The following is a 22,076-nucleotide window of genomic DNA, read 5'->3' on the forward strand; positions in this document are numbered from 1 at the left end:
TGTCATGATTAAATTTAATCAAAAGATATTATTTTGTGCTGATAGACTTAGCTTTAGTCAGGGTGATGTCATTTATCTGCAAGGTGATAATGGCTCAGGTAAATCAACCTTGATGAAGCTACTTGCTGGATTACAATCCCCTACTAAGGGCCAAATTGAGAGTCATGGCTTTGTGCCCACACCTTGGTGGCGAACTCAGTCGCTTTTAGGTAAAGCAGTCTATTTGCATCAGCATCCTTACCTGTTTGAGGGGTCTGTCAAATACAACTTAACTTATGCCTTAGCTCAACGGTCGTTATCGTCAGAACAACGAAAAAAACGCATTAGCCAAGCGATTCATATGTCTCAATTAACTGACTTGCTTAACCACCATGCCAGCGATTTATCTGGCGGAGAGCGACAACGCCTTGCCATCGCAAGAGCCTGGATCGCTCAACCAAAACTATTAATGCTCGATGAACCGATTTCGAATATGGATAAACACTCGCAGAGTTTAGTGCTTGCGATGATTAATCAATTAAAACAAGATGGCACAGGACTATTAATCAGTAGCCATCAAACCTGTGGCCTGACGGCGTTATGTCATCAATATTGGCACATCAAACAACATACCATTCATACCAGCATGCATGTTCCTACAGTAGAAGAAGTGCATCAGGCTAATACAACGGAATTACATTATGGCACCACAAATTGACGCAGTAATTTTAGCTGGCGGCATGGCTAGGCGCATGGGTGGCAATGACAAAGGCCTAGTGAGTCTTAATGGCCAAGCCATGATTTGCCATACAATTGATAAGCTAAAAAGCCAAGTCGATGGCATTATGATTAATGCTAACCGTAGTCAAGAGCAGTATGAACAATGGGGTTACAAAGTCTTTAGCGACCAAGATAGTGGTTATCTAGGGCCGCTTGCTGGAATGGTCACCGCATTAAAGCAAACTGAAGCAGATTATCTTCTGGTCGTGCCTTGTGATTGCCCAATGTTACCTGATGACTTAGTCGTAAGGTTATTAGCGGCTTTAGAGCAACAGCAAGCCGACCTTGCTATTGCAAGTGATGGTGAGTATGAACAACCCGTAGTGTTATTGCTAAAACCACATCTGGCGACATCGATGCAAGCTTTCTTAGATGGAGGCGATCGCAAAATTTTCTTATGGTACAGCCAGCATAAAGTGGCAGTAGAAAGTTTTGCCGATCAACCCAATGCATTCATTAATATCAACACGCTAGAACAAAAAAATAAAGTAGAAGAAAAAATCGCTAAGTAATTCAGTAGAGGTACTTCATGACAACATTATTTACCAATCCATTGCCAATCCCCGTTTTAGGTTTTTGTGCATACAGCGGCACGGGAAAAACCACCTTACTGAAACAACTTATTCCGTTATTGAATCAGCGTGGTTTACGTTTGGCAGTCATAAAACATGCTCACCATAATTTTGATGTCGATATTCCAGGTAAAGACAGTTTCGAAATGCGTAAAGCAGGAGCAAAACAAGTCTTAGTGGCGTCGAATATGCGTTGGGCGTTAATGACCGAAGATCCGCTCGATGATGATCCCCAGTTACAACACTTATTGCGTCAAATTGAAGTCGATAAAGTGGATATTGTTTTGGTAGAGGGCTTTAAAAAGTTAGCATTACCTAAAATTGAACTACATCGTGCAGCACATAATAAGCCATTGATCCATATCCATGATGACAATATTGTCGCTATCGCCTGCTGTGATGAGACGACTGTCCCTGCATCTTTAACTCGTTTAGATTTAAACAATGTGGCACAAATTGCTGATTTTGTTCAGCACTACCAACAAAACTGGCAAGCTACAGTCATCAATTTACCGGTTGATGCCAGTAAAGCGGCGAAAATAGACGACACCGCAAACAATAAAAACGGTATTAGTGTATCGCAAGGTGTAGCTGCAGTGTTGGCACAAATTACACCAACGAATCACCCCGAAGTCGTTGACCTGATTGATATCGATAACCATGTGTTAGCACAAGATATTATTTCTGAAATCAATGTGCCGCAGCAAACGAACTCCGCAATGGACGGTTACGCATTTGCCTTCAATAGCATAGCTAACGCCCCCCTCAAAGTTGTCGCTGAAGTGTTAGCAGGACATCACTATCCTAATATTTTACAAGACGGTGAAGCAGTGCGCATTATGACTGGAGCTACCGTGCCACAAGGCGCCGATACGATTCAGGCAATCGAACTGGCAAATGAGCAAAATCAAAAATTAATACTGCTTGAAACAGACAAGATTATCAAAGGCCAACATGTTCGCCTTGCTGGTGAGGATATAGCTCAAGGTCAAGTCGCTTTAGCTGCTGGTACAAGATTAGGCGCTGCAGAACTGGGATTAATGGCCTCACTCGGTTTCCATAGATTACCGGTATTTAAACGCCCGATTGTGGCGGTATTTTCTACCGGTGATGAAGTAAGTCAGCCCGGCGATCAACTAAAAGCTAACTGCATTTATGACGCTAATCGCTACACGATTTTATCTATGGCGAAAAAGCTTGGCTGTCAGGTCATCGATCTCGGTATCATAGATGACAACGAGCAGACACTGACCAATACCCTCATTGATGCCGGAACCAAAGCAGATATTGTGATCAGTTCTGGCGGCGTATCCGTAGGTAATGCCGATTACATTAAAATGGCTCTCGCGAATGTGGGCAATACCCATTTTTGGCGGATTAATATGCGCCCAGGAAGACCGCTTGCGGTGGGTAATATTAATCAAAGTCTCTTTTTTGGCTTACCGGGTAACCCAGTGGCTGTAATGGTGGCTTTTCTACAATTTGTGCAGCCGGCTATTCGTAAAATGGCAGGCGAAGCAAACTGGCTACCGCAATTTATTCCCGCCATTGCCAGCCAACCACTGCGAAGCAAAACAGGTCGCACAGAGTTTTTACGCGGTATTTATACTCTTGGGCCTGATGGCAAAATTCATGTCAGTACAACGGGGGCGCAAGGTTCAGGCATGCTCAGTTCGATGGTCAATGCCAATTGCCTTATCGTCATTGGCGATGACCATGACACCATACCCACTGGTGGATCTGTATTTATTCAGCCATTTGCCGATTTATTGTAACTGAAACTAAACACGTCCCCGATAGTCATTACACTAATATCATGACGTCATGATATTAGTGTAATGACTATCGGGGAATGCAGTAAAGCAGATAATTCATTGCTCATCGTTAACCTAAAACCCTATCCGCAACCGTATCAATACTACAACAAAGATTAACTTACGGATGACTCCTGAGCCGATTCGTTTTTTATCTCCTGGGTGATACACTCAAAAATCAACAGGGCACAATGCTGCTTTAAGATAAATAACATCATCCGATTAAAGGTAATGACTATGGCGCTTTCTCGTAAAAGTTGGAACTATATTATTATTGGAGCCAGTGTATTTATGATTGCCGTACTGTCTTTCATCAATGATAAAACGGCTAGCGTTCCCGCTGATGCTGTGGCTTTATTTGACTCGCAAATGCCTTTAAAACAATTACACCTCGATGATATATGGCTAAGTCAACAAGATGGTCAATGGCAATGCCACCAGCAAGTACTCAATTGTCAGCAATGGGCCCAATCATGGCAAAACATTAGTGTGTCACCATTAAAAACCGAACCAGAGCATAGTCTTGCAGAGCAGACGCTGACGATCGCGATTAATCATGTTCACACAGCACAACAATGGCGTTATTTTCCAAATGAAGGTCTATTACAATCGTCTAACCAAAATTGGTATCAAGTACCACCCAGTTTACGCGCCGATTTACAGCCTATTCTTGCCGTTCCTTCTCAATCAAAATAAGAGTTTTTATGCCTGAATTACCGGAAGTTGAAGTAACCCGCCTTGGGATCAGTCCTTATCTCATAGACCAAACTGTCAGTGAGCTAATTGTCCGTAATGGATCATTACGCTGGCCAGTGCCTGACGTGGCCCAAAATATTGTCGGTCAACGGATTAATAATGTTCGTCGCCGCGCCAAATATCTATTAATCGACACTGATGCGGGCATCACCATAGTGCATTTAGGTATGTCCGGTAGTTTACGTATTTTGCCGCGTAACACCCCGGTAGAAAAGCACGACCATATTGATTTAATCCTCGATAATGGTCGTATGTTGCGATTTAACGACCCGCGACGCTTTGGCGCCTGGCTATGGTACGAATTACCAGAAGAGGCTCATCCATTGCTATCAAAGCTTGGTCCAGAACCATTAAGCCCGCATTTCACACCATTACAAATGCAAGCTGCACTGGCTGGCAAGAAAAAAGCCATTAAGTTATGCCTAATGGATAATCATATCGTAGTGGGAGCAGGTAATATTTATGCTAATGAAGCACTATTTGCAGCAGGGATCCATCCACAAGCTGCCGCTGGGAGTATTGACCTAGAAAGGTTAACCATTCTTGTGGCGGAAGTTAAACAGATTTTGGCTCATGCTATTGAGCAAGGTGGAACAACATTGAAAGATTTCACTAATGCAGATGGTAAGCCAGGATATTTTGCGCAAAAGTTACATGTTTATGGCCGCGGCGGCGAAACATGTACTAGCTGTGGCAACTTATTAAGCGAGATAAAACTCGGTCAGCGTACTACAGTATTTTGTGGTTTATGTCAGCAACGGTAAATGTCTAGCCACTGCGCCTAGCATTAACCAATAAAAAAGGGAGCCATTCGGCTCCCTTATATCATCAACCTCAACTCGGTTAATCAACCATAACGCTTAAAACTTATATTCGTAAGTTGAAAAAATAGTCCCTTGACTATCATTGGCTTGCACTTCAAATTTGGAATTTGCCACACTGCCGCCTAAGGTCAACATACCGTTAAACGCCGGCAAGCGATATGACAACTCGAGCATCATAATATCTTCTTTTAATGGTTGCGGCGCCCATTCACCGCCACGATTAGCACCATCTTTATTCAATTGAGCGTAACGAATAATTGAGGTAAAACCATGGCTATTGTCGAACTGACCTATTAACCCGAGAGCATAAACATTGGCATCGCTGTCATAGGTACTGCCAAAAGCACGACCATAATAACGTGAGCCACTTTGGTAAGTTGAATGCTCGTAAAAACAGTTAAACTGGTTTTTATCTTCACCGCAATACACCATAGTATCGGTATATTCGATAAACAATTTGTACTGTTGTTTGGCAAAATTGAAACGCGTGTCAGCACCGACCATTTTGCCACAGTCAACGATTTGCCATGGATCACCTTTAGAATCTTCACAAGTGCGTTCTAGATACAAACCAACAGGCACATTAAACCAGGTATCTGCATAACGGAGATCAAAACCCGCCATCTGGTTACCATAGTTTGAACAACCAAATTCATCGACATTATCTGCTCGACAATCGCGCTGACCAGTAATGGATTTAACCGCTGTATTAAAACTACACTCTTGGCCTTCACCACAAAACTGCGTAGTCCAAGACAAGCCTATTTCTAACTGTTTAAATGGCTTAATGGCACCACGGAGGTTCCACAATAGGGTATGCGGAGCATAACGATCTTTCTCTGTAACACTTATACCACCAGTTAAACTCCAATCGCCCATCCATGACAGCCAAGGCGTGTCGAATGCTTGTGAATTATTACGGCTGACCATCAACGATGGCATGGGTCTGGCATTGTTCGATTTATGCAGCGAGGAATCAAATCCTGGTCCCCACCACTGGCCAACACTGCCAGCAGTGACAATCCAATTGCCTAACACCACAGCAATATAAGAATCATCTAAACGGATTTCTTCGTCGTCCGCAGGGTTATAATTTGCAGAGGTGGAAATCTTATAAGCGAAACGCTCACCTGTGTATTCGTGTGAGCCTTGTAATTGGCCCTGTTCACGGTAATCAGAGCCAAAATGTTGAAAGCGCGCCTCATCAGATGCAGCAGCCACTTTGATACTGGTGTTACCACGATTACCCACAGCATTCTGGTAGTAAAAGTTAACCCGTGCGAAAGCATCCACTAAGTCAGGGGTTAATATCGAAGGCTCAACTTTGGCAAGATCAGCTCCAATACCCGCCCACATCAATGGAAACGTATTAATCGGCGCGCTAATCACACCTGCATCGGCTAAAGCTTGGATATCTGCGCGTAAATAGATATCTGAAGTATCAACCCAGGGCGCAGCTTGAGCACTGGTGTAAACCATCATAGCGCTCAACCCCAATGCGGCGGCAACACTAGCTAAACTAAATCCTTTTATCATGCAATTACTTACCCTTATTCTCAGCTTTAATTTGAGCAACTTTCTGCTTTAATTGTAACGCAATCTGTGGATGGACAAACTGGCTCACATCCCCTCCGTGCAAGGCAACTTCTTTCACTAGCGTAGATGAAATAAATGAATTCTCTTCCGCTGGTGTCAAAAAAACACTTTCAAGATCGGGGCTTAAACGGCGATTCATATTCGCCAATTGGAACTCATATTCAAAATCGGATACCGCACGCAATCCACGCACCAACACGCTCGCATGCTGTTCTTTGGCAAAATCAACCAACAAGCCTGTAAAGCCGACAACTTCAACATTGTCTAAATGTGCAGTCACCAAATTAACTTGAGCGACACGCTCTTCGAGGCTGAAACGAGGTTGCTTAGAAGGATTTGAGGCGATACCAATAATCACGTGTTTAAATAGGCGTGCAGCACGTTCGATTAAATCGGCATGACCGTTGGTCACTGGGTCAAAGGTACCCGGGTAAATTGCTCTTCTATGCATAATATTTAGCCTTTATATCATCTTTATAGTCGCTAGTTTATCTATTTTTTTGGTCAGAATGAATCACTATTAAGTTTACATATTAGCAAGGTAACATGGCTAAATTACTCTTTTTGTATTCTGGGCAATGGCGGCAATTGTTGTTTATATTTTAATAATTCCAGCTCATATTTCACTTTTTGCCAAATACGCAATAAATGATGACGCTTGGCGTTATTGCGTCGCCCTTGTCGGCTAATATCACTGTCTAAATCGGTCGCGATCACCGGGAAAGGTCTAACAACAAAACAGCGTAATTGTTTTTCATACCAATACTGAATATCAATATCCACAGGACGTGCAATAGGATAGGCCGTTGCTAATAATTTTTCAGCACCAGCCAATGACACGCACTGCCCGCGAGTCGAAGACGGCAGCTTCAAACACGTCGATAAACTAAAACGCTCATCAAGCGCTATCGATTGTACAATGCCTTTCTGCTTACGCCCATGACACAGTTTGATGTAATCCCAATCTGTAGATAAATTATCGATATGCTGTATCACTGTCATCAATGCGGGATCTAAGACAGAATCATCTTCGAGAATTAAGGCATAATCTAATTGCTGATCAATAATCATTTGCCAACATTGCACATGACTGAGGTAACAACCAATTTCACCTAAATTCAGTTTTTTATCGTACTTTTGGAGGTTTGTTTGCGGATCATATACTTTGCTAATGTCGGTAGCGTGTAAATCCTTACCATATACGGCAGAAATACGTTGATATTCGATACCTAACTGTTTGAGTTGATCATCCATGAAGGTAAATCGTTCTGTACTGCTATCTAAATTTATTAGAAAAACTTTAAATTTCATATACTAATAACCCAAACACCTATTTTAATCATGTTCAACTACTGACGATTAACCCAATAATACTCAGTCGTGATGATATCTGCTGAATAAAATGGTCGATGCTTCAGTTAGGTTACTTTTGCCAGTGACATTTGATGTAATCCGTTGAATAAGCTTGAAATAACCGTTATTAAATTAGTGGTTATTTGCGTCCTGTCTCTCACATACATTTCACTATTTTGAGAGTGAGAGGTTTGGGAGTATATCACTAATATTATCGCTTTAGTTTGTTGTCAAAAAACTTCTTCATTGTCACCAGATGAGTTAACAATAACAACCGATATTTACTCACCCTCAATACAATTCCTAATGCAAAACGATGAACAAACGGTCTTGAGTTGATATACTTGGCAAAAGCGTTATACCTCAATCATCATGATGGTTAATAGAATCGTTAAAAGTTACACTATAATGAGCCCCATCATCTGATGGAATTAAGTTAATATTTTTATCTTTCAGACACTAATATGAAAAAAATCTTAGTCATCAAACACGATAAAATTGGCGATTTTGTACTGACATGGCCTGCATTCTATCTACTCAAACAAGCCATTCCAGATGCGACAATTGACGTATTTGTTGCCAAAGTAATTACACCTTTTGCCGAAGCATGTCCCTATATTGATAATGCTATTGCTGATTCTGGTGATGACAAGGCTATCGCAGAACATATTGCCAAGCAAAATTACGATGCTGTCATCGTGGCACATTCTGAAATGAGAATGTATAAGCTCTTAAAAAACATTGATATTCCATACAAGCTAGTGCCGAAACATAATTGGTATCAGTATCTGTATAAACATCGAGCAAACACAGATTACAAAAAAGGTGAAGGTTGTTGGCGTGGCAGCTGTATGTTGATAGAACATTTTTTACACCATCATGGTTATCCTATCCCAAGTTTACCGAAGCAGTATTGGGATATGAGTGAATATAAACCTAAATGGCAGCAATATTATGGCCAACAAGGTGATGAAAAGCTGATTTTTATTCATCCAGGTACCGGTGGTTCTTCGGGCAGTGTTGCAGAAGTCGATCTGGCAAAAATGATCAGCCAAATCAACCGCCTTACCCAAACAGCTTGTCATTTTGTTTTAACCTATAATGGCGATGAATTGGTTTTAGCCCAAAATATTCAAGCGTTACTTGCAGATCAACCTATACGCGTTTCGTTAGCGAAACCATTAAGCAGTTTACGTGATTTTGCCGAGTCGCTAGTTGCCGCAGACATGTTTATTGCCGGTTCAACAGGCCCATTGCACATTGCCGGCTTACATAATGTACCGACTGTCGGTTTTTATGCCGGTAGACGATCAGCACCACATATTAGATGGCAAACGTTAACCGAGCCGAGTAAGCGACTCACTTATACGCCGCCAATTGGTAAGAAAACTGGCCGTAATATGTCGCTAATTGACTTTGATCAAGTGTCCCAAGAAATTGCAGATTTTTTGAATAAGTTATCTTAATCGCAATAGGTTCAGCCTGCTCATCTAGAGCACAAATATTGGAAATATTATTATGATAGTGGTTACAGGCGCAGCAGGGTTTATTGGTAGTAATTTAGTTAAACAACTTAATGCCATGGGACGAAATGACATTATTGCCGTTGACGATTTAACCGACGGTACCCAAATGTTTAATTTAGCCGATTGTGAAATCGCCGACTATCTCGATAAAGATGACTTCATCAAGCAAATTCAAGCAGGTGATTTTGATAACGCACTCGAAGTAATCTTCCATCAAGGTGCTTGCTCATCGACCACAGAGTGGGATGGCAAGTTTATGATGGCTAACAACTACGAGTATTCAAAAACTTTATTACATTATAGCCAAGCCAATAACTGTCAATTTATCTATGCTTCTTCGGCCTCGGTATATGGCGGCAGCGAAAAGTTTATTGAGCAACGTGAACTCGAGAAGCCGCTGAATGTCTACGCTTACTCCAAATTTTTATTCGACCAGTATGTAAGACAACAAAAACTTACCAGCCAGGTAGCTGGTTTACGTTATTTCAATGTCTATGGTCCGCGTGAGCAACATAAAGGCGGTATGGCCAGTGTGGCTTTCCACTTTAATAACCAAATTAATCATAATGGTGTATGTCGTTTATTTGAAGGTGTGGATGGTTATGACAATGGCCAGCAACTTCGTGACTTTGTGTTTGTCGAGGATGTCGTTAAGGTTAATTTATGGCTCTGGCAGAATCCATCAGTATCGGGCATTTATAACTGTGGTACTGGCCAAGCACAAAGCTTCAATGATGTTGCTAATGCTGTGATTGCGTATCATGGTAAAGGACACATTGAGTACATTCCTTTCCCTGATAAGCTTAAAGGTGCCTATCAGAGTTACACTCAGGCTGATTTAACCCAACTAAGAGCCGCCGGTTATCACACCGAATTTAAAACGGTCGAACAAGCGGTACCAGAGTATTTAAATTGGCTTAAGAGCCAGCACTTTATTGGTCAATAATGACGAGCAACCGTTAAGCTAACTCTTACTTTACTTGGATACAATAATGAAAAAAGCTATCTTCACGCTTGCGATTGGTGATGAAAATCCGATGTACCGAGCGGCACTGCTCAGCTTTGAGCAATATGCACAAAAAGTTGGCGCGGATCTCATTGTATCTAAAGAATTTCATTATCCAATCACGATTACAGATCCTCAACATACTGCCAGCCCTGCATGGACTGAAAAACTGTATATTAAAGAAATTCTGAAACAATATGATCGCGTATTGTATGTCGATGCTGACATTATTATTCAACCCGATGCAGAGAATATCTTTGAGGTTTACGATGACCTGAACACGGTTTATTTGTTTAATGAAGGCGAGCACTTAGAGCGCCAAAGTGTAATTGATAAAATAACCTCAATTATGGGGCCTGTCGATAACTGGCCTGTGGTCAACAATCGCCCAGTGTATTACAACTTAGGTTGTATGCTTATTTCGAAGCAAAACCGATTGTTTGATATTGCTAAACTCGACGATCTGCAACAGCTATGTAACCATATCAAGTATTACGAACAAACATATGTAAACTACTTATTGCACCGAGACGGTCTAAAGCATCAGAATATTTCGCCTAAATTTAATCGCATGGACTTTATGGGGCCAGAGCATTATCGCGATGCCAGTTTTATTCACTACGCTGGCCGAGGCTACAGTAATTCATCGCTCAAGCGAGAAGTAAGATTTGTAAATGACTTTTGCGAGCTATTCAAAGGTCACATCGATGACAACACATTAGATGAAATTAAACAAAGTGGTTGGGATCTGTTTATCAATAAAGCCCAACAACGCTATAAATTACCCAAACCGATTATCAATGCGATAGCAAAGCGTTTTATCACTATTTAATAAAGGGTTATTGACCCTATTCTTAGCGTAATAGGCATTGAGATTTAACCCGTTTAGCAACAAAGTATTCCGTGAAAAAGGCTTAATTATTCATGTTAAAGTACAAAGTGTTTGTTATTAATTTGGCTCGTTCGCAAGAGCGGCTGGCACAAATTGCAGCGCAACTTGCGGCGGTTAACATTCCGTTTGAACGCATTGACGCTGTTGAAGGTAAATTGCTATCAAGCGAAGAAATCGAAGCCGTATCCCCCGCACGTATAGCCAGACAACATTATTATCGCGATCTCAGTGCTGGTGAAATCGGCTGTAGTTTAAGCCACAAACGAGCGTGGCAAAAAATTATCGACGACGATTTAGACTTAGCCTTTGTATTTGAAGATGATATTCACCTTGAGGCTAACTTTGCCGATACAATCAACATGATCCTCAATCTGCCCACCATGGATTGGGACTTTATTAAGCTATATCCATTGACACGAAAAAGTCGTAAAAATATTCAGTCGTCGATGCACTATGGTGAATTTGAATTTGTGACCTATAAAAAATTTCCACTTGGGGCAATGGCCCAAGCCATTAGTCGTCGTGGTGCAGAGTCACTGATTAAACATATGCCTTATATTGTTCAACCAGTTGATGGGCATTTAAAATCTTGGTGGAGCCTAGGAATAACGCCTTTTGGCTTGCTGCCTTACTGTATTTCTGTCGACATAGAAGGTCCGTCAGATATTAATCCTGACGGTAACTTAGAAAGAGCACCTCAACGACGTGTGACAAAGTTAATGTTAAATTGGAGCCGGGCATTGATGCGATTTATCGCAACACCTCAGCTGGAAAAACAATTTCGTCAATTCACTCAAGCGTTAAAAAAGGATTAATGTGTCTTCATTAATTAGCCATACACAATTACAAAATGCCCAGCGTATTTTGTATATGACCCACTTAGCCATTGGTGATTTTGTTTACCAGAGTGTCTGGTTAAAAGCCCTAAAAGCTAAGTATCCACATTTGGTTATTGATGTGTGGTTTGATGATTGTCGTAGTCGTCCACAATCGTGGGCAACAGGCCGCAATAAAGTCCTCAATGAATGGATAGACTCATTGGGTATTATCGATAACACTTACCCCATTGTTGGCGATCTCGTCCAAAGACAAGGCTATATCAGCCAAGCACAATCGCTCAATTATGATTTAATTGTATTTATTGGTAAGAATCGCAGTGAGCAGTTCGCAAAAATTGCTCGAAAAATATCAACTTCAGCCTTTGTCGTCGCCTCTAAAAGTAAACCATTGAGTAACCCGATAGCAAAATGGCTGTATTTTAATAATATAAATGCCTACTTCAGCTACGATGACATGGTTAAGAGCAGTCAACATATTACCGATTTATATGGCCAATGTTTCGAGCGGGCTTTAGGTCTTACTTGTGGCGATTTAGTCGATGGTCAAAAGCAGTTAGTGTTTCATGTTGATGCCATTTATCAACAACAAGCTTGTACACTGATTAACAAGTTAACCGCAAATGACACCAATAAACTGGTGGTGTTTGTAAACCATTTATCCACCGCCGATAAACGTGATTATCCTTTTGCTCAACTTAAACAAGTGATTTTAACTCTCGAACTTCAATATCAAAATCTGGTGTATATTTTCAACTGTCCGCCAGATAAATTGAATGAAGTGACCACTCAAGTTGCTGAAGATAGCGAGCTAAACCATTTAGCGATTACCACATTTACCGCCAAGCAAAACTTCTTTCAATTGCCCGCCTTAATTGCACAAAGCGATATCGTCATTAGCACTGAAACCGCTACGGCACACTTAGCTGTATGCATGGATAAACCACAAGTGACCATAATGTCGAATGATTTAACCCTATGGCAACCTCAGGGCGACAGTATTATTTTAACCGGTAGCGGCCAAGCGAAATCAATTACACCGCAGCAAATTGTTGATGCATTCACCCAACAGCTAAAGCAACATTATAGTGGCACGCCCAAGCTAGCTGAACGGCTATAATTGGAGTCAATAAAAAAGGCCGAATAGGCCTTTTTTATTGAAACGGTTAACCGTGAATGATGCGAGTTATGACATCAATTCGGTAACAGGCAGTAAATCTAATAAACTCTGGGTAGCATAAGGTGCAGCCTGATTTAAATATTCACCGTTAAGCACCTTGTCGTACATGGCTTGATATTGCTGCGCCATCACATCGGCATTAAACACATCCCTTGCCACTTGGTGACACACTTTACGATCAAAACGATCTAGGTGCTTCAGTGCATCCACCATCTCATTGTAATCTGTCGTTAGAAGTCCCATTTCAGGTTGGGTGATAATCTCAGGTAAAGACCCAAAGGGTGTTCCAATAACTGGCGTACCTAAAAACAGGCTTTCGGTTATCGCCAAGCCAAAGGGTTCATGCCATCTCACTGGAAATAATAACGCTTGTGATTGCTTAATAATCGTAAATTTATCATCGCCACCCACCATGCCTTTAAAGTCGATATTCATATCAAGGTTAAAGTAGCCTTTTTTACCAAACTCAAATCGTTTACCGCCCAATACCGCTAATTTATGACCCGCTTTTTTAGCAATCTTAGCGGCGCCAGTCATGTTTTTATGACGAACCGTCGCTTTACCCAAAAAGTGAACATAGTTACTGTTAGATTCAAAGCTAGGTTGGCCATACTCAGACCAATCTAGGCCATTGTAAACATAGCAATCACTGTGATGATTATTAGCATGGCGCTGGGAGATAAAAATAGTGTTGCGATCATATTGTTTCGCTTTATCTGCATTGGCGTGTTCAGTACACACAAACGGCTTATCTAATTCGCCAGTAAAGGCGCAATGAAAATGCACCACATCAGGCCAATCAGTAATCTGTTGATTAAATGATTTTCTCTTATCGTACAACAAGGTTCCTTCAGGCCTAATATCATGTGGGCGCATCAAAAACTTAACTTCGTGACCTTGCTGTTTTTGAGCGGTAGCCAATGACCATACCACGCGCTCAGTACCGCCAAACTTAAACGCCGGAAACGGTCCTCGGCAAAGTAGTACATGTAAGATTTTCATTTAACCTTTCCATATTGAATATGTCACCGAACAGAATAATCGCTGATCTTCTATCAGCGTAAACCAGCAGCTGAAACTGTGTATTGCTCTGCGCAAAACTGTTTGAAGGAGGCAATAACCTCATCAACCTCTATTATTGCCATTAAATGCTCGCCTTTAGCGCGCGTGCCCCACTTCACTGGTGCATCAAATTGTTTTGCTATTACTTGCGGGTATACACTCACAGTGTATTGGCGAGAAAAATAGGGACCCGTTCGCCCGGGATTAGAATGAGCATATAAACCAATAACCGGAGTACCTTGAGTCACCGCCATATGTAATGGCCCGGTATCTGGTGCAAGCACTATTGTCGCTTGCTTTAACACCGCAAGCAGTTGCGTAAGCGATGTCTTGCCCACTTGATTATCAAAGGGCTGCTGACTATGAGATTGAATCACATCTGCTAAGGTTTGTTCTAGCGCGCTTGGGCCGCCACACAGTATCACTCGGTAACCTTGATCAATGGCGTAATCGGCTACGGCAGCGTAACGCTCTGGCAGCCAATTACGCTCTGCTTTACTGGCAGCAGCACAAATCACCAACACCTTATCATCACCCACGAGCCGTTTAGCAAAATCAGTATCGGCTTGCGGTACCGGAATATTCCAGCTTGGGGTTAAGTCTTCTACGCCAATGGCATTAGCAAAGCCCATAAAACCATCTAATACATGCGGCGTGGCCAAGGGCTCAACGGCATGATTGGTAACCAACCATTGACCTTCTTTGGCTCTTGCTTTATCAAATCCGACCCGCACTCGGGCCTTAATCATTAACGATGCTATGGTTGCGCGCAAGGCAACTTGCATGTGCAGCAACACATCAAAACGCTGACCATGTAAATCACGACGTAACTGAACATAACTACGCCAGCCCTTAGACTTATCGAAAATAACAAACTCAATGCCAGGTAAGTGTTTAAGTAACTGATATTCGATCTTGCCAATAACCCAAGTGATACTCAGATCGGGATACTGTTTTTGAATAGCCTGTACCATAGCTACAGCGTGGCAAACATCACCAATAGCAGATAAACGCAGTAAACATAATGAACGTATCGCACTAAAGTCAGCTTTCATTGATTATCCAATATGCTTAAATGAAGAAGTAAGACGGTGGAGGAAAGTAAGTGATCTTAAGGTATAATGTTATTTCGATCCACAATCTCGCCAATGCTATTGATAATTAGATGCAAATAAAAACCACTCAACTTGGCCATATTGCCTGGTGTGAAACTACAGCCCAACAACTGGAACCTCACGACTTTGCCGTAGAGGCTTGGCAACAAAGAAATGCCATTGTCGGTCAATCTAAGGGGCGTTATACCACCTGGTTTGTCAAAACCGATAACTCGGATTCGCCGCAAACATGGGTGTTACGTCATTACTGGCGTGGTGGGATGATGGAAAAGTTGAGCCGTGATGCCTATCTTTATACTGGCCTACAACATACTCGCGCTGTGGCTGAATTAGCCATACTGGAAACCTTATATCAAGAAGGCTTTGCTGTTCCACGTCCAATAGCAGCGAATGTTGAGCGCTTTGGTTTATGGTATCGGGCCGACATCATCATTGAACATGTCGCGGGATCAAACGATTTAGTGGCGCATTTACGCCATAAGCCAATGACAGAAGCACAATGGTATTTACTCGGTGAGACCATTGCCAAATTTCATCTGCGTGGGGTGTATCACGCAGATCTAAATGCTAAAAATATCCTACTGGCTCAAGGGAAATTCTATCTAATTGATTTTGATAGAGGTGAATTACGTCAACCACAAGCCAGCTGGCAACAAGCCAATCTGCAGCGGTTACTACGTTCTTTTAAAAAAGAACTCGCCAAACTCGCTACGCTGCAATTTAATCAACAGCACTGGCAGCAATTACTTAGCGGTTATCAAAGCGTTAATCCTATCTAAACCAAGTCATCGTCTGGCCTTGTCATACGATTAACCGTTCAAGATTAAACGATAAGTTGATTGATCAATGTAAACTGCTTTAATAACGCACCACGATTTTGCTCAACCACTGCAAGAGCGGCAAAAGACGCCGATTGATATAGGGGGTTATCTGTGAACTTATGTTGTAACTCTTGGGCTAATTGTTCTGCAGAAGTAATGCAGCTTAATGCTCCGGCATCTGCGAGTAATTGCGTAATTTCAGCAAAATCCCAATGATTGGGACCAACATACACAGGTAGCCCCATGGCAGCAGGTTCAAGCGGGTTATGACCACCATTATTAATCAGTGTCCCGCCAACAAATGCCTGATCAGCTGTACCATATAGCATAACCAGTTCCCCCATAGTGTCACCAAGTAACACTTGAGTTTGCCCATTCACTTCATCATGCATACTGCGTCTAGCTAAGGTCAATCCAGACTGAGTAATCGTAATCGCGGCTAAGTTGAATTGCTCAGGATGTCGGGGTGCCATGATCAATAATGCATCTGGAAAATAACTCAGTAGCTGCTTATGGGCACTTAACATTGCCTCAAACTCGCCAGGATGAACACTTCCTGCTACCCAAATGGGTGAGTTAACACGATGCCATTGATCTCGAAGCGTATTGGCTTGCTGTTTTTTAATGGGATCAATCGTGAGATCAAACTTCAAACTGCCACACACCTGTAGGCGTTCAGCTTCCACTCCCAGATGAATAAACCGCTCTGCTTCAGCCTGAGTTTGAACAGTAATCAACTTGAGTTTATTTAACATAGGTACTGCTAAACGACGCTTTTTAGCGTATTTATCGGCTGATTTCTGCGACAAACGTGCATTGGCTAAAATCACAGTCACTTGTTGCCGCGCGGCAAAGTGGACTAAGTTAGGCCATAACTCGGTCTCCATGATAATGCATACTTTGGGCTGTAATTGGCGGAGAAATTTTTTAATAGCATAAGAAAAATCAAATGGTAGATAACAATGCTGTACCTTATCGCCAAATGCTTTTACCACCTCAGCAGACCCTGTTGGGCTAGTAGTGGTGACGGTAAATAAATAATCTGGGTGCGCAGCCATAAGCTGCTTAATCAAGGGAATCGCCGCCAGGGTTTCCCCCATAGACACGCTGTGGATCAATACATCAGTTTGCTCTAGTTTCGCCAAGCCAAAACGTTCAGACCAACGACGACGGTAATCGACACTTTTTATTGCCCGAAATGCAAGATAGAGCACCACCAGCGGAAACAATAAATACAGAAATAAAGAATAAAAAATACGGTTCATGGAAGAAGAGTCATCGATTTTTGCTTGTCAGATGAGCACAATGTTAACATACTCATACTAAGTCGGCTTAAGCAATTATTTGACCGATAATAAGCTAATAATGAATATGGAAATCAAATGAAAACCCGCGATAAAATTATTTTTGCCAGCTTAGAGTTATTTAATGAACATGGTGAGCGTAGCATTACGACTAACCATATTGCCGCTCACTTAAGTATTAGTCCGGGTAATTTGTATTATCACTTCCGCAATAAAGAAGACATTATCAATTCGATTTTTAGTTTATATGAAAGTCATTTAGAGTCAGGCTTTAAGCCTTATGATGATGTGCCTATTACGATTGAGTTATTAATGGGTTACTTTGATGCCATGTTCTACACCTTATGGCAGTTCAGGTTTATGTATGCCAACCTAGCTGATATTTTAAGCCGTGATGAAGCACTTAAAAAACGCTATTTACATGCTCAACAACAAGTGCTTAATCGTTCAAGCGATGTGCTTCGCAAACTCAAAAAAGACGGTTTCCTCGATGTCGATGATAATAAAGTCACTGCGCTTGCCGATACCATTAAAATGATGGTCAGCTTCTGGATCAGCTATCAATTAACCCAATCCAGCACATCAACTATCACTAAAGCCACTCTGTATGATGGACTATTGCGAGTTTTGATGATTTTTCAGGCTTATTCTACGCCTACGTCAAGTGCAACATTTTGCCGTTTAGAACAACATTATTTAGATATAGCCAGCCAAGAGCGCCATAACGCTGCGTAACCAAATACTGACATTCTCGCTTATCTCATATCCATAACATACCTTCCAATCCGCAAGTAACCGACTACAATTGAGTCGGTTACTTGCGGATGATGTTGGACGGATGCATCCACTTCCCCAACATCGTAATCAATCATGTTAATGATTAGTTTTTTTAATGTGAATATATCAGTAGCCCTAAACTAACTCATGTTGGTCTGACGACTAAAAAAAACGCTGTAGAGCGGCAAAAATAAAGGTTAGAATGCCAACAACTCCAGAACACCCTGTCATTTATCGCGGTGTTTACTGCGTGATTTGGATAAGCATAATAACCATATTTAGGAGAACACAGGTGGCATCTACCTCTTTTTACGACCGAATTAATCAGCAAATTATCGATGTAAAAGCCGATGGTTTATACAAGAATGAACGCGTCATTGCTTCTGCTCAACAAACTGCCATCCAAGTTAATAGTGAAGAAGTGATTAACTTCTGCGCCAATAACTATTTAGGTCTAGCCAATCATCCCGATCTTATTGCAGCAGCAAAAGCAGGTTTAGACAGTCATGGTTTTGGTATGGCTTCGGTACGATTCATTTGCGGTACTCAAGATATTCATAAGCAATTAGAAGCTAGCCTAAGTGAATTTTTAGGCATGGAAGACGCTATTTTATATTCATCTTGCTTCGATGCTAACGCGGGTTTATTTGAAACCCTATTAGATGCAGAAGATGCGATTATATCTGATGCGCTTAACCATGCTTCAATCATTGATGGCGTGCGTTTGTGTAAGGCTAAGCGTTTTCGTTACGCCAACAACGATATGGCCGACTTAGAAACTCAGCTTATTGCCGCCCAAGCTGCTGGTGCACGCAACATTTTGATCGCCACTGACGGTGTATTCTCAATGGATGGCGTAATCGCTAACCTTCAAGGTGTGTGTGATCTAGCCGATAAGTATAGCGCATTGGTGATGGTCGATGACTCTCATGCCGTAGGCTTTATCGGTCAAAATGGCCGTGGAACCCATGAATACTGTAATGTTATGGATCGTGTCGACATTATTACCGGTACATTAGGTAAAGCCTTAGGTGGTGCATCGGGTGGTTTTACTGCAGCGAAGAAAGAAGTGGTTGAATGGTTACGTCAACGCTCGCGCCCTTACCTGTTTTCAAACTCATTAGCGCCTTCTATTGTTAGTGCATCAATTTGTGTGCTTGAAATGCTAAAAACCGGTCAAGACTTGCGTGAAGCCGTATGGGAAAACAGTCGTTATTTCCGTGAGCAAATGTCAGCAGCAGGTTTTACCTTAGGTGGTGCAGACCATGCCATTATTCCGGTTATGATTGGCGATGCGAAATTGGCAGGTGACTTTTCAAACCGTTTGTTGCAAGAACACATTTACGTGGTTGGATTCTCGTTTCCTGTAGTGCCTAAAGGCCAAGCGCGTATTCGCACCCAAATGTCTGCGGCACACACCCGCGAGCAACTTGATCATGCAATTGGTGCCTTTACCCGTATTGGTAAAGAAATGGGCATTATCTAATTCCAGACAACATAGGTCATTAACATGAAAGCATTAAGTAAGTTAAAGCCTGAAGAAGGCATCTGGATGGTCGATGCACCAAAACCAGAAATGGGTCACAACGACCTACTGATTAAAATTCGTAAAACGGCTATTTGTGGCACTGACGTCCATATCTACAACTGGGATGAATGGTCACAAAAAACCATTCCTGTACCTATGATTGCTGGCCATGAATATGTCGGTGAAGTTGTCAGTATGGGTCAGGAAGTTCGCGGTTTCAATATTGGCGATCGCGTATCGGGTGAAGGTCATATTACTTGTGGCCATTGCCGTAACTGTCGTGCAGGCCGTACTCACTTATGCCGTAACACTTCAGGTGTGGGTGTGAACCGTGACGGTGCATTTGCCGAATACTTAGTGCTACCTGCATTTAACGCTTTCAAGATCCCGGCTGATATTCCAGATGATTTAGCGGCTATATTCGATCCTTTCGGTAACGCTGTACATACCGCATTATCATTTGATTTAGTCGGTGAGGACGTATTAATTACCGGCGCTGGTCCTATTGGTATTATGGCTGCTGCTGTGTGTAAACATGTCGGAGCACGTCATGTCGTGATCACTGATGTAAACGAATACCGACTTGATCTTGCTCGTAAAATGGGTGCAACCCGCGCAGTGAATGTCGCCACAGAAAGTCTTAAAGATGTGATGAAAGAGCTTGGCATGACAGAAGGTTTTGACGTCGGTTTAGAAATGTCAGGTGTGCCATCGGCATTCCATGCCATGTTAGACACGATGAACCATGGTGGTAAAATTGCCATGCTAGGTATTCCTGGTGGCGAAATGGCTATTGATTGGAGCAAAATCATTTTTAAAGGTTTGATCATCAAAGGTATTTATGGCCGTGAAATGTTCGAAACTTGGTATAAAATGGCCAGTTTAATCCAATCTGGCTTAGATTTATCTCCGATCATTACTCATCACTTTAATATTGATGATTTCCAGAAAGGCTTTGATGCAATGCGCTCAGGTCAGTCTGGCAAGGTTATCCTGAGCTGGGATTAATTTTTATTAACATCTAGCATATCCACACTAGCAAGGGGTTGTATTTATACAACCCCTTGTTGCAGACTGATACTAGTCAAACGCTATGCGTACATTTTTATAGGTAATAACATGTCTGGTTTTAAACATCTGTCGATTAATGAGCTTATCCATATGTCCTCCGAATCTAACGACATACAAGTTGTTGATATTCGTGATGCTGCTAGTTTTACCGCTGCTCACATTGAAGGTTCAACCAATCTAACCAATGAAAATCTAGCAACCTTTATTGCCGATGCTGATATGGACAAACCTTTGGTCGTAGTGTGCTATCACGGCATGAGTAGCCAAAGTGCGGCCAACTACTTAAATGAGCAAGGTTTTGATGATGTTTACAGCCTAGATGGCGGCTTCAGCGCTTGGAGCTTAGCTCACTCATGATAGAAATTGGCCAACTTCCTAATGCACGTGCAGCACAAGCATTTATTGACTACCTTAAAGGGTTAAATATTCAATGCCATGCTGTTTCTCATGCTGAGGGTGTTGGCCTAGCGATCACCAATCCTGCTGATGAAGTTCAAGCCCGCGCCGAGTTACTTGAGTTTGCTAAAAACCCTCACGACAGCAAGTATTTGCAGGCATCTTGGGATAACGGCGCTACCGATACTAAATTTGACTACGGCCCGGGAGCTAAAGGCCTAATTCAACAGTTTATGACAGGTGCAGGCCCACTCACATTAGTATGTTTTTTTGCATGTGTGGCCGTTTTTGCTGCTATGAACCTTGGTTTTGCTAATGATACCTTTACTAAATTATCTTTTTTCGGCGCCGTAGCTGATAGTGATTTAAGCCAAATATGGCGAGTCTTCACCCCTAGCCTAATGCACTTTTCTGCTATGCATATTATCTTTAATTTACTTTGGTGGTGGTATTTAGGCGGTAAAATTGAGACCAATTTAGGTACTCGACCATTATTATTTTTATTAATCGTCGCGGGTACGTTACCCAATATTGTGCAGTTTTACATGACAGGGCCTAATTTTGGCGGGCTGTCTGGCGTCGTTTATGCTGTGGTGGGTTACACTTGGTTAATGGGGATCCGTAAACCCACTTGTGGTATTAATTTACCGCAATCTTATATGGGGTTTATGATGGTTTGGCTCGTTCTTGGCTTTACGGATGTGCTGGGAATGCCTATTGCAAATGGTGCCCATATTGCAGGGCTTTGTGTTGGTTTGGCTCAAGCATTATTTGATAGCAAAAAATCACCAGCCGCGAAAACGAACTAACACTCTTGCAGGATGAATAAAAAATGCCACCAAAGGTGGCTTTTTTATTCATCCGCTCACATGTAAGATATATGTCACG

Annotated in this window: 22 protein-coding genes; 16 read left to right on the plus strand and 6 right to left on the minus strand. The window is 42.0% G+C overall.

Features of this window, described 5'->3' with window-relative positions; genetic code table 11:
* Positions 1–4: 4 nt before the first annotated feature.
* The 5 genes from H5164_RS14945 to mutM all read left to right on the plus strand — a co-directional run bounded on the left by H5164_RS14945 (position 5) and on the right by mutM (position 4,665).
* Positions 5–697 carry an energy-coupling factor ABC transporter ATP-binding protein gene (locus H5164_RS14945; RefSeq protein WP_404948432.1) on the plus strand — a complete coding sequence of 231 codons (693 nt, stop codon included), beginning with the start codon at positions 5–7 and terminating at the stop codon, positions 695–697.
* Positions 681–1,271, plus strand: coding sequence for a molybdenum cofactor guanylyltransferase MobA (mobA, locus tag H5164_RS14950; protein WP_182756913.1), 591 nt, complete (start codon positions 681–683; stop codon positions 1,269–1,271). Before H5164_RS14945 ends, mobA begins: the two co-directional genes overlap by 17 nt.
* 17 nt (positions 1,272–1,288) lie before the next feature.
* Entirely contained in the window at positions 1,289–3,106 is a 1,818-nt protein-coding gene (locus H5164_RS14955; protein ID WP_182756915.1) for a bifunctional molybdopterin-guanine dinucleotide biosynthesis adaptor protein MobB/molybdopterin molybdotransferase MoeA, read from the plus strand.
* A 276-nt stretch (positions 3,107–3,382) separates the two neighbouring features.
* Positions 3,383–3,841, plus strand: coding sequence for a hypothetical protein (locus H5164_RS14960; RefSeq protein WP_182741151.1), 459 nt, complete (start codon positions 3,383–3,385; stop codon positions 3,839–3,841).
* 8 nt (positions 3,842–3,849) lie between these two features.
* Positions 3,850–4,665 carry a bifunctional DNA-formamidopyrimidine glycosylase/DNA-(apurinic or apyrimidinic site) lyase gene (mutM, locus tag H5164_RS14965; protein WP_182756917.1) on the plus strand — a complete coding sequence of 272 codons (816 nt, stop codon included), beginning with the start codon at positions 3,850–3,852 and terminating at the stop codon, positions 4,663–4,665.
* A 96-nt stretch (positions 4,666–4,761) separates the two neighbouring features.
* Here mutM and H5164_RS14970 read toward each other — a convergent pair whose 3' ends face one another.
* The 3 genes from H5164_RS14970 to H5164_RS14980 all read right to left on the minus strand — a co-directional run bounded on the left by H5164_RS14970 (position 4,762) and on the right by H5164_RS14980 (position 7,632).
* On the minus strand, positions 4,762–6,261 hold the full coding sequence (locus H5164_RS14970; protein WP_182756919.1) for a capsule assembly Wzi family protein: 1,500 nt from the start codon (positions 6,259–6,261) through the stop codon (positions 4,762–4,764).
* Between the two features lie 4 nt (positions 6,262–6,265).
* Positions 6,266–6,772, minus strand: coding sequence for a pantetheine-phosphate adenylyltransferase (gene coaD, locus H5164_RS14975; RefSeq protein WP_124016700.1), 507 nt, complete (start codon positions 6,770–6,772; stop codon positions 6,266–6,268).
* 104 nt (positions 6,773–6,876) lie between these two features.
* Positions 6,877–7,632, minus strand: a complete 756-nt coding sequence (locus H5164_RS14980; protein WP_182756921.1) for a glycosyltransferase family 25 protein — start codon at positions 7,630–7,632, stop codon at positions 6,877–6,879.
* Positions 7,633–8,138: 506 nt separating this feature from the next.
* Here H5164_RS14980 and H5164_RS14985 point away from each other — a divergent pair.
* The 5 genes from H5164_RS14985 to H5164_RS20165 all read left to right on the plus strand — a co-directional run bounded on the left by H5164_RS14985 (position 8,139) and on the right by H5164_RS20165 (position 13,054).
* Entirely contained in the window at positions 8,139–9,140 is a 1,002-nt protein-coding gene (locus tag H5164_RS14985) for a glycosyltransferase family 9 protein (RefSeq protein WP_182756923.1), read from the plus strand.
* A gap of 52 nt (positions 9,141–9,192) precedes the next feature.
* Positions 9,193–10,146, plus strand: coding sequence for an ADP-glyceromanno-heptose 6-epimerase (gene rfaD, locus H5164_RS14990; RefSeq protein WP_182756925.1), 954 nt, complete (start codon positions 9,193–9,195; stop codon positions 10,144–10,146).
* 46 nt (positions 10,147–10,192) lie between these two features.
* Complete coding sequence (locus H5164_RS14995) at positions 10,193–11,038, plus strand: glycosyltransferase (protein ID WP_124016696.1); 846 nt, start codon at positions 10,193–10,195, stop codon at positions 11,036–11,038.
* Between the two features lie 92 nt (positions 11,039–11,130).
* On the plus strand, positions 11,131–11,913 hold the full coding sequence (locus H5164_RS15000) for a glycosyltransferase family 25 protein (protein ID WP_182698226.1): 783 nt from the start codon (positions 11,131–11,133) through the stop codon (positions 11,911–11,913).
* A gap of 1 nt (position 11,914) precedes the next feature.
* Entirely contained in the window at positions 11,915–13,054 is a 1,140-nt protein-coding gene (locus tag H5164_RS20165) for a glycosyltransferase family 9 protein (RefSeq protein ID WP_182756928.1), read from the plus strand.
* A gap of 66 nt (positions 13,055–13,120) precedes the next feature.
* Here the strand turns inward: H5164_RS20165 and H5164_RS15010 are convergent, their stop codons facing one another.
* Together H5164_RS15010 and H5164_RS15015 are read right to left on the minus strand one after the other, a co-directional pair.
* Positions 13,121–14,116 (minus strand): glycosyltransferase family 4 protein, encoded by a 996-nt coding sequence (locus H5164_RS15010; protein WP_124016693.1) that lies wholly within the window; start codon positions 14,114–14,116, stop codon positions 13,121–13,123.
* 53 nt (positions 14,117–14,169) lie between these two features.
* Positions 14,170–15,231, minus strand: a complete 1,062-nt coding sequence (locus H5164_RS15015) for a glycosyltransferase family 9 protein (protein ID WP_182756930.1) — start codon at positions 15,229–15,231, stop codon at positions 14,170–14,172.
* A 110-nt stretch (positions 15,232–15,341) separates the two neighbouring features.
* On the opposite strand from H5164_RS15015, the gene H5164_RS15020 reads away from it, so the two are divergent.
* Positions 15,342–16,070: a 3-deoxy-D-manno-octulosonic acid kinase gene (locus H5164_RS15020; protein WP_182756932.1), complete on the plus strand. Its 729-nt coding sequence runs from the start codon at positions 15,342–15,344 to the stop codon at positions 16,068–16,070.
* Between the two features lie 44 nt (positions 16,071–16,114).
* Here H5164_RS15020 and waaA read toward each other — a convergent pair whose 3' ends face one another.
* On the minus strand, positions 16,115–17,377 hold the full coding sequence (gene waaA / locus H5164_RS15025) for a lipid IV(A) 3-deoxy-D-manno-octulosonic acid transferase (protein WP_182756934.1): 1,263 nt from the start codon (positions 17,375–17,377) through the stop codon (positions 16,115–16,117).
* Positions 17,378–17,494: 117 nt separating this feature from the next.
* Here waaA and H5164_RS15030 point away from each other — a divergent pair, with 117 nt between their 5' ends.
* The 5 genes from H5164_RS15030 to glpG all read left to right on the plus strand — a co-directional run bounded on the left by H5164_RS15030 (position 17,495) and on the right by glpG (position 21,997).
* Positions 17,495–18,151, plus strand: a complete 657-nt coding sequence (locus H5164_RS15030) for a TetR/AcrR family transcriptional regulator (protein WP_124016689.1) — start codon at positions 17,495–17,497, stop codon at positions 18,149–18,151.
* Between the two features lie 334 nt (positions 18,152–18,485).
* Entirely contained in the window at positions 18,486–19,679 is a 1,194-nt protein-coding gene (locus tag H5164_RS15035) for a glycine C-acetyltransferase (protein WP_182756936.1), read from the plus strand.
* 24 nt (positions 19,680–19,703) lie between these two features.
* Positions 19,704–20,729, plus strand: a complete 1,026-nt coding sequence (gene tdh, locus H5164_RS15040; protein WP_182756939.1) for an L-threonine 3-dehydrogenase — start codon at positions 19,704–19,706, stop codon at positions 20,727–20,729.
* Between the two features lie 111 nt (positions 20,730–20,840).
* Positions 20,841–21,149 (plus strand): thiosulfate sulfurtransferase GlpE, encoded by a 309-nt coding sequence (glpE, locus tag H5164_RS15045; protein WP_124016686.1) that lies wholly within the window; start codon positions 20,841–20,843, stop codon positions 21,147–21,149.
* On the plus strand, positions 21,146–21,997 hold the full coding sequence (glpG, locus tag H5164_RS15050) for a rhomboid family intramembrane serine protease GlpG (RefSeq protein WP_182756941.1): 852 nt from the start codon (positions 21,146–21,148) through the stop codon (positions 21,995–21,997). Before glpE ends, glpG begins: the two co-directional genes overlap by 4 nt.
* Positions 21,998–22,076 lie beyond the last annotated feature (79 nt).

It is taken from the genome of Shewanella sp. SG41-3, assembly GCF_014164545.1.
GTDB classification, from domain to species: Bacteria; Pseudomonadota; Gammaproteobacteria; order Enterobacterales; family Shewanellaceae; genus Shewanella; species Shewanella vesiculosa.

What these genes read in the sequence shown, in the direction of transcription:
- H5164_RS14945 (WP_404948432.1), top strand. Translation starts at nt 5, where the DNA reads ATGATTAAATTTAATCAAAAGATATTATTTTGTGCTGATAGACTTAGC.
- mobA (WP_182756913.1), top strand. Translation starts at nt 681, where the DNA reads ATGGCACCACAAATTGACGCAGTAATTTTAGCTGGCGGCATGGCTAGG.
- H5164_RS14955 (WP_182756915.1), top strand. Translation starts at nt 1,289, where the DNA reads ATGACAACATTATTTACCAATCCATTGCCAATCCCCGTTTTAGGTTTT.
- H5164_RS14960 (WP_182741151.1), top strand. Translation starts at nt 3,383, where the DNA reads ATGGCGCTTTCTCGTAAAAGTTGGAACTATATTATTATTGGAGCCAGT.
- mutM (WP_182756917.1), top strand. Translation starts at nt 3,850, where the DNA reads ATGCCTGAATTACCGGAAGTTGAAGTAACCCGCCTTGGGATCAGTCCT.
- H5164_RS14970 (WP_182756919.1), bottom strand. Translation starts at nt 6,261, where the DNA reads ATGATAAAAGGATTTAGTTTAGCTAGTGTTGCCGCCGCATTGGGGTTG.
- coaD (WP_124016700.1), bottom strand. Translation starts at nt 6,772, where the DNA reads ATGCATAGAAGAGCAATTTACCCGGGTACCTTTGACCCAGTGACCAAC.
- H5164_RS14980 (WP_182756921.1), bottom strand. Translation starts at nt 7,632, where the DNA reads ATGAAATTTAAAGTTTTTCTAATAAATTTAGATAGCAGTACAGAACGA.
- H5164_RS14985 (WP_182756923.1), top strand. Translation starts at nt 8,139, where the DNA reads ATGAAAAAAATCTTAGTCATCAAACACGATAAAATTGGCGATTTTGTA.
- rfaD (WP_182756925.1), top strand. Translation starts at nt 9,193, where the DNA reads ATGATAGTGGTTACAGGCGCAGCAGGGTTTATTGGTAGTAATTTAGTT.
- H5164_RS14995 (WP_124016696.1), top strand. Translation starts at nt 10,193, where the DNA reads ATGAAAAAAGCTATCTTCACGCTTGCGATTGGTGATGAAAATCCGATG.
- H5164_RS15000 (WP_182698226.1), top strand. Translation starts at nt 11,131, where the DNA reads ATGTTAAAGTACAAAGTGTTTGTTATTAATTTGGCTCGTTCGCAAGAG.
- H5164_RS15010 (WP_124016693.1), bottom strand. Translation starts at nt 14,116, where the DNA reads ATGAAAATCTTACATGTACTACTTTGCCGAGGACCGTTTCCGGCGTTT.
- H5164_RS15015 (WP_182756930.1), bottom strand. Translation starts at nt 15,231, where the DNA reads ATGAAAGCTGACTTTAGTGCGATACGTTCATTATGTTTACTGCGTTTA.
- H5164_RS15020 (WP_182756932.1), top strand. Translation starts at nt 15,342, where the DNA reads ATGCAAATAAAAACCACTCAACTTGGCCATATTGCCTGGTGTGAAACT.
- waaA (WP_182756934.1), bottom strand. Translation starts at nt 17,377, where the DNA reads ATGAACCGTATTTTTTATTCTTTATTTCTGTATTTATTGTTTCCGCTG.
- H5164_RS15030 (WP_124016689.1), top strand. Translation starts at nt 17,495, where the DNA reads ATGAAAACCCGCGATAAAATTATTTTTGCCAGCTTAGAGTTATTTAAT.
- tdh (WP_182756939.1), top strand. Translation starts at nt 19,704, where the DNA reads ATGAAAGCATTAAGTAAGTTAAAGCCTGAAGAAGGCATCTGGATGGTC.
- glpE (WP_124016686.1), top strand. Translation starts at nt 20,841, where the DNA reads ATGTCTGGTTTTAAACATCTGTCGATTAATGAGCTTATCCATATGTCC.
- glpG (WP_182756941.1), top strand. Translation starts at nt 21,146, where the DNA reads ATGATAGAAATTGGCCAACTTCCTAATGCACGTGCAGCACAAGCATTT.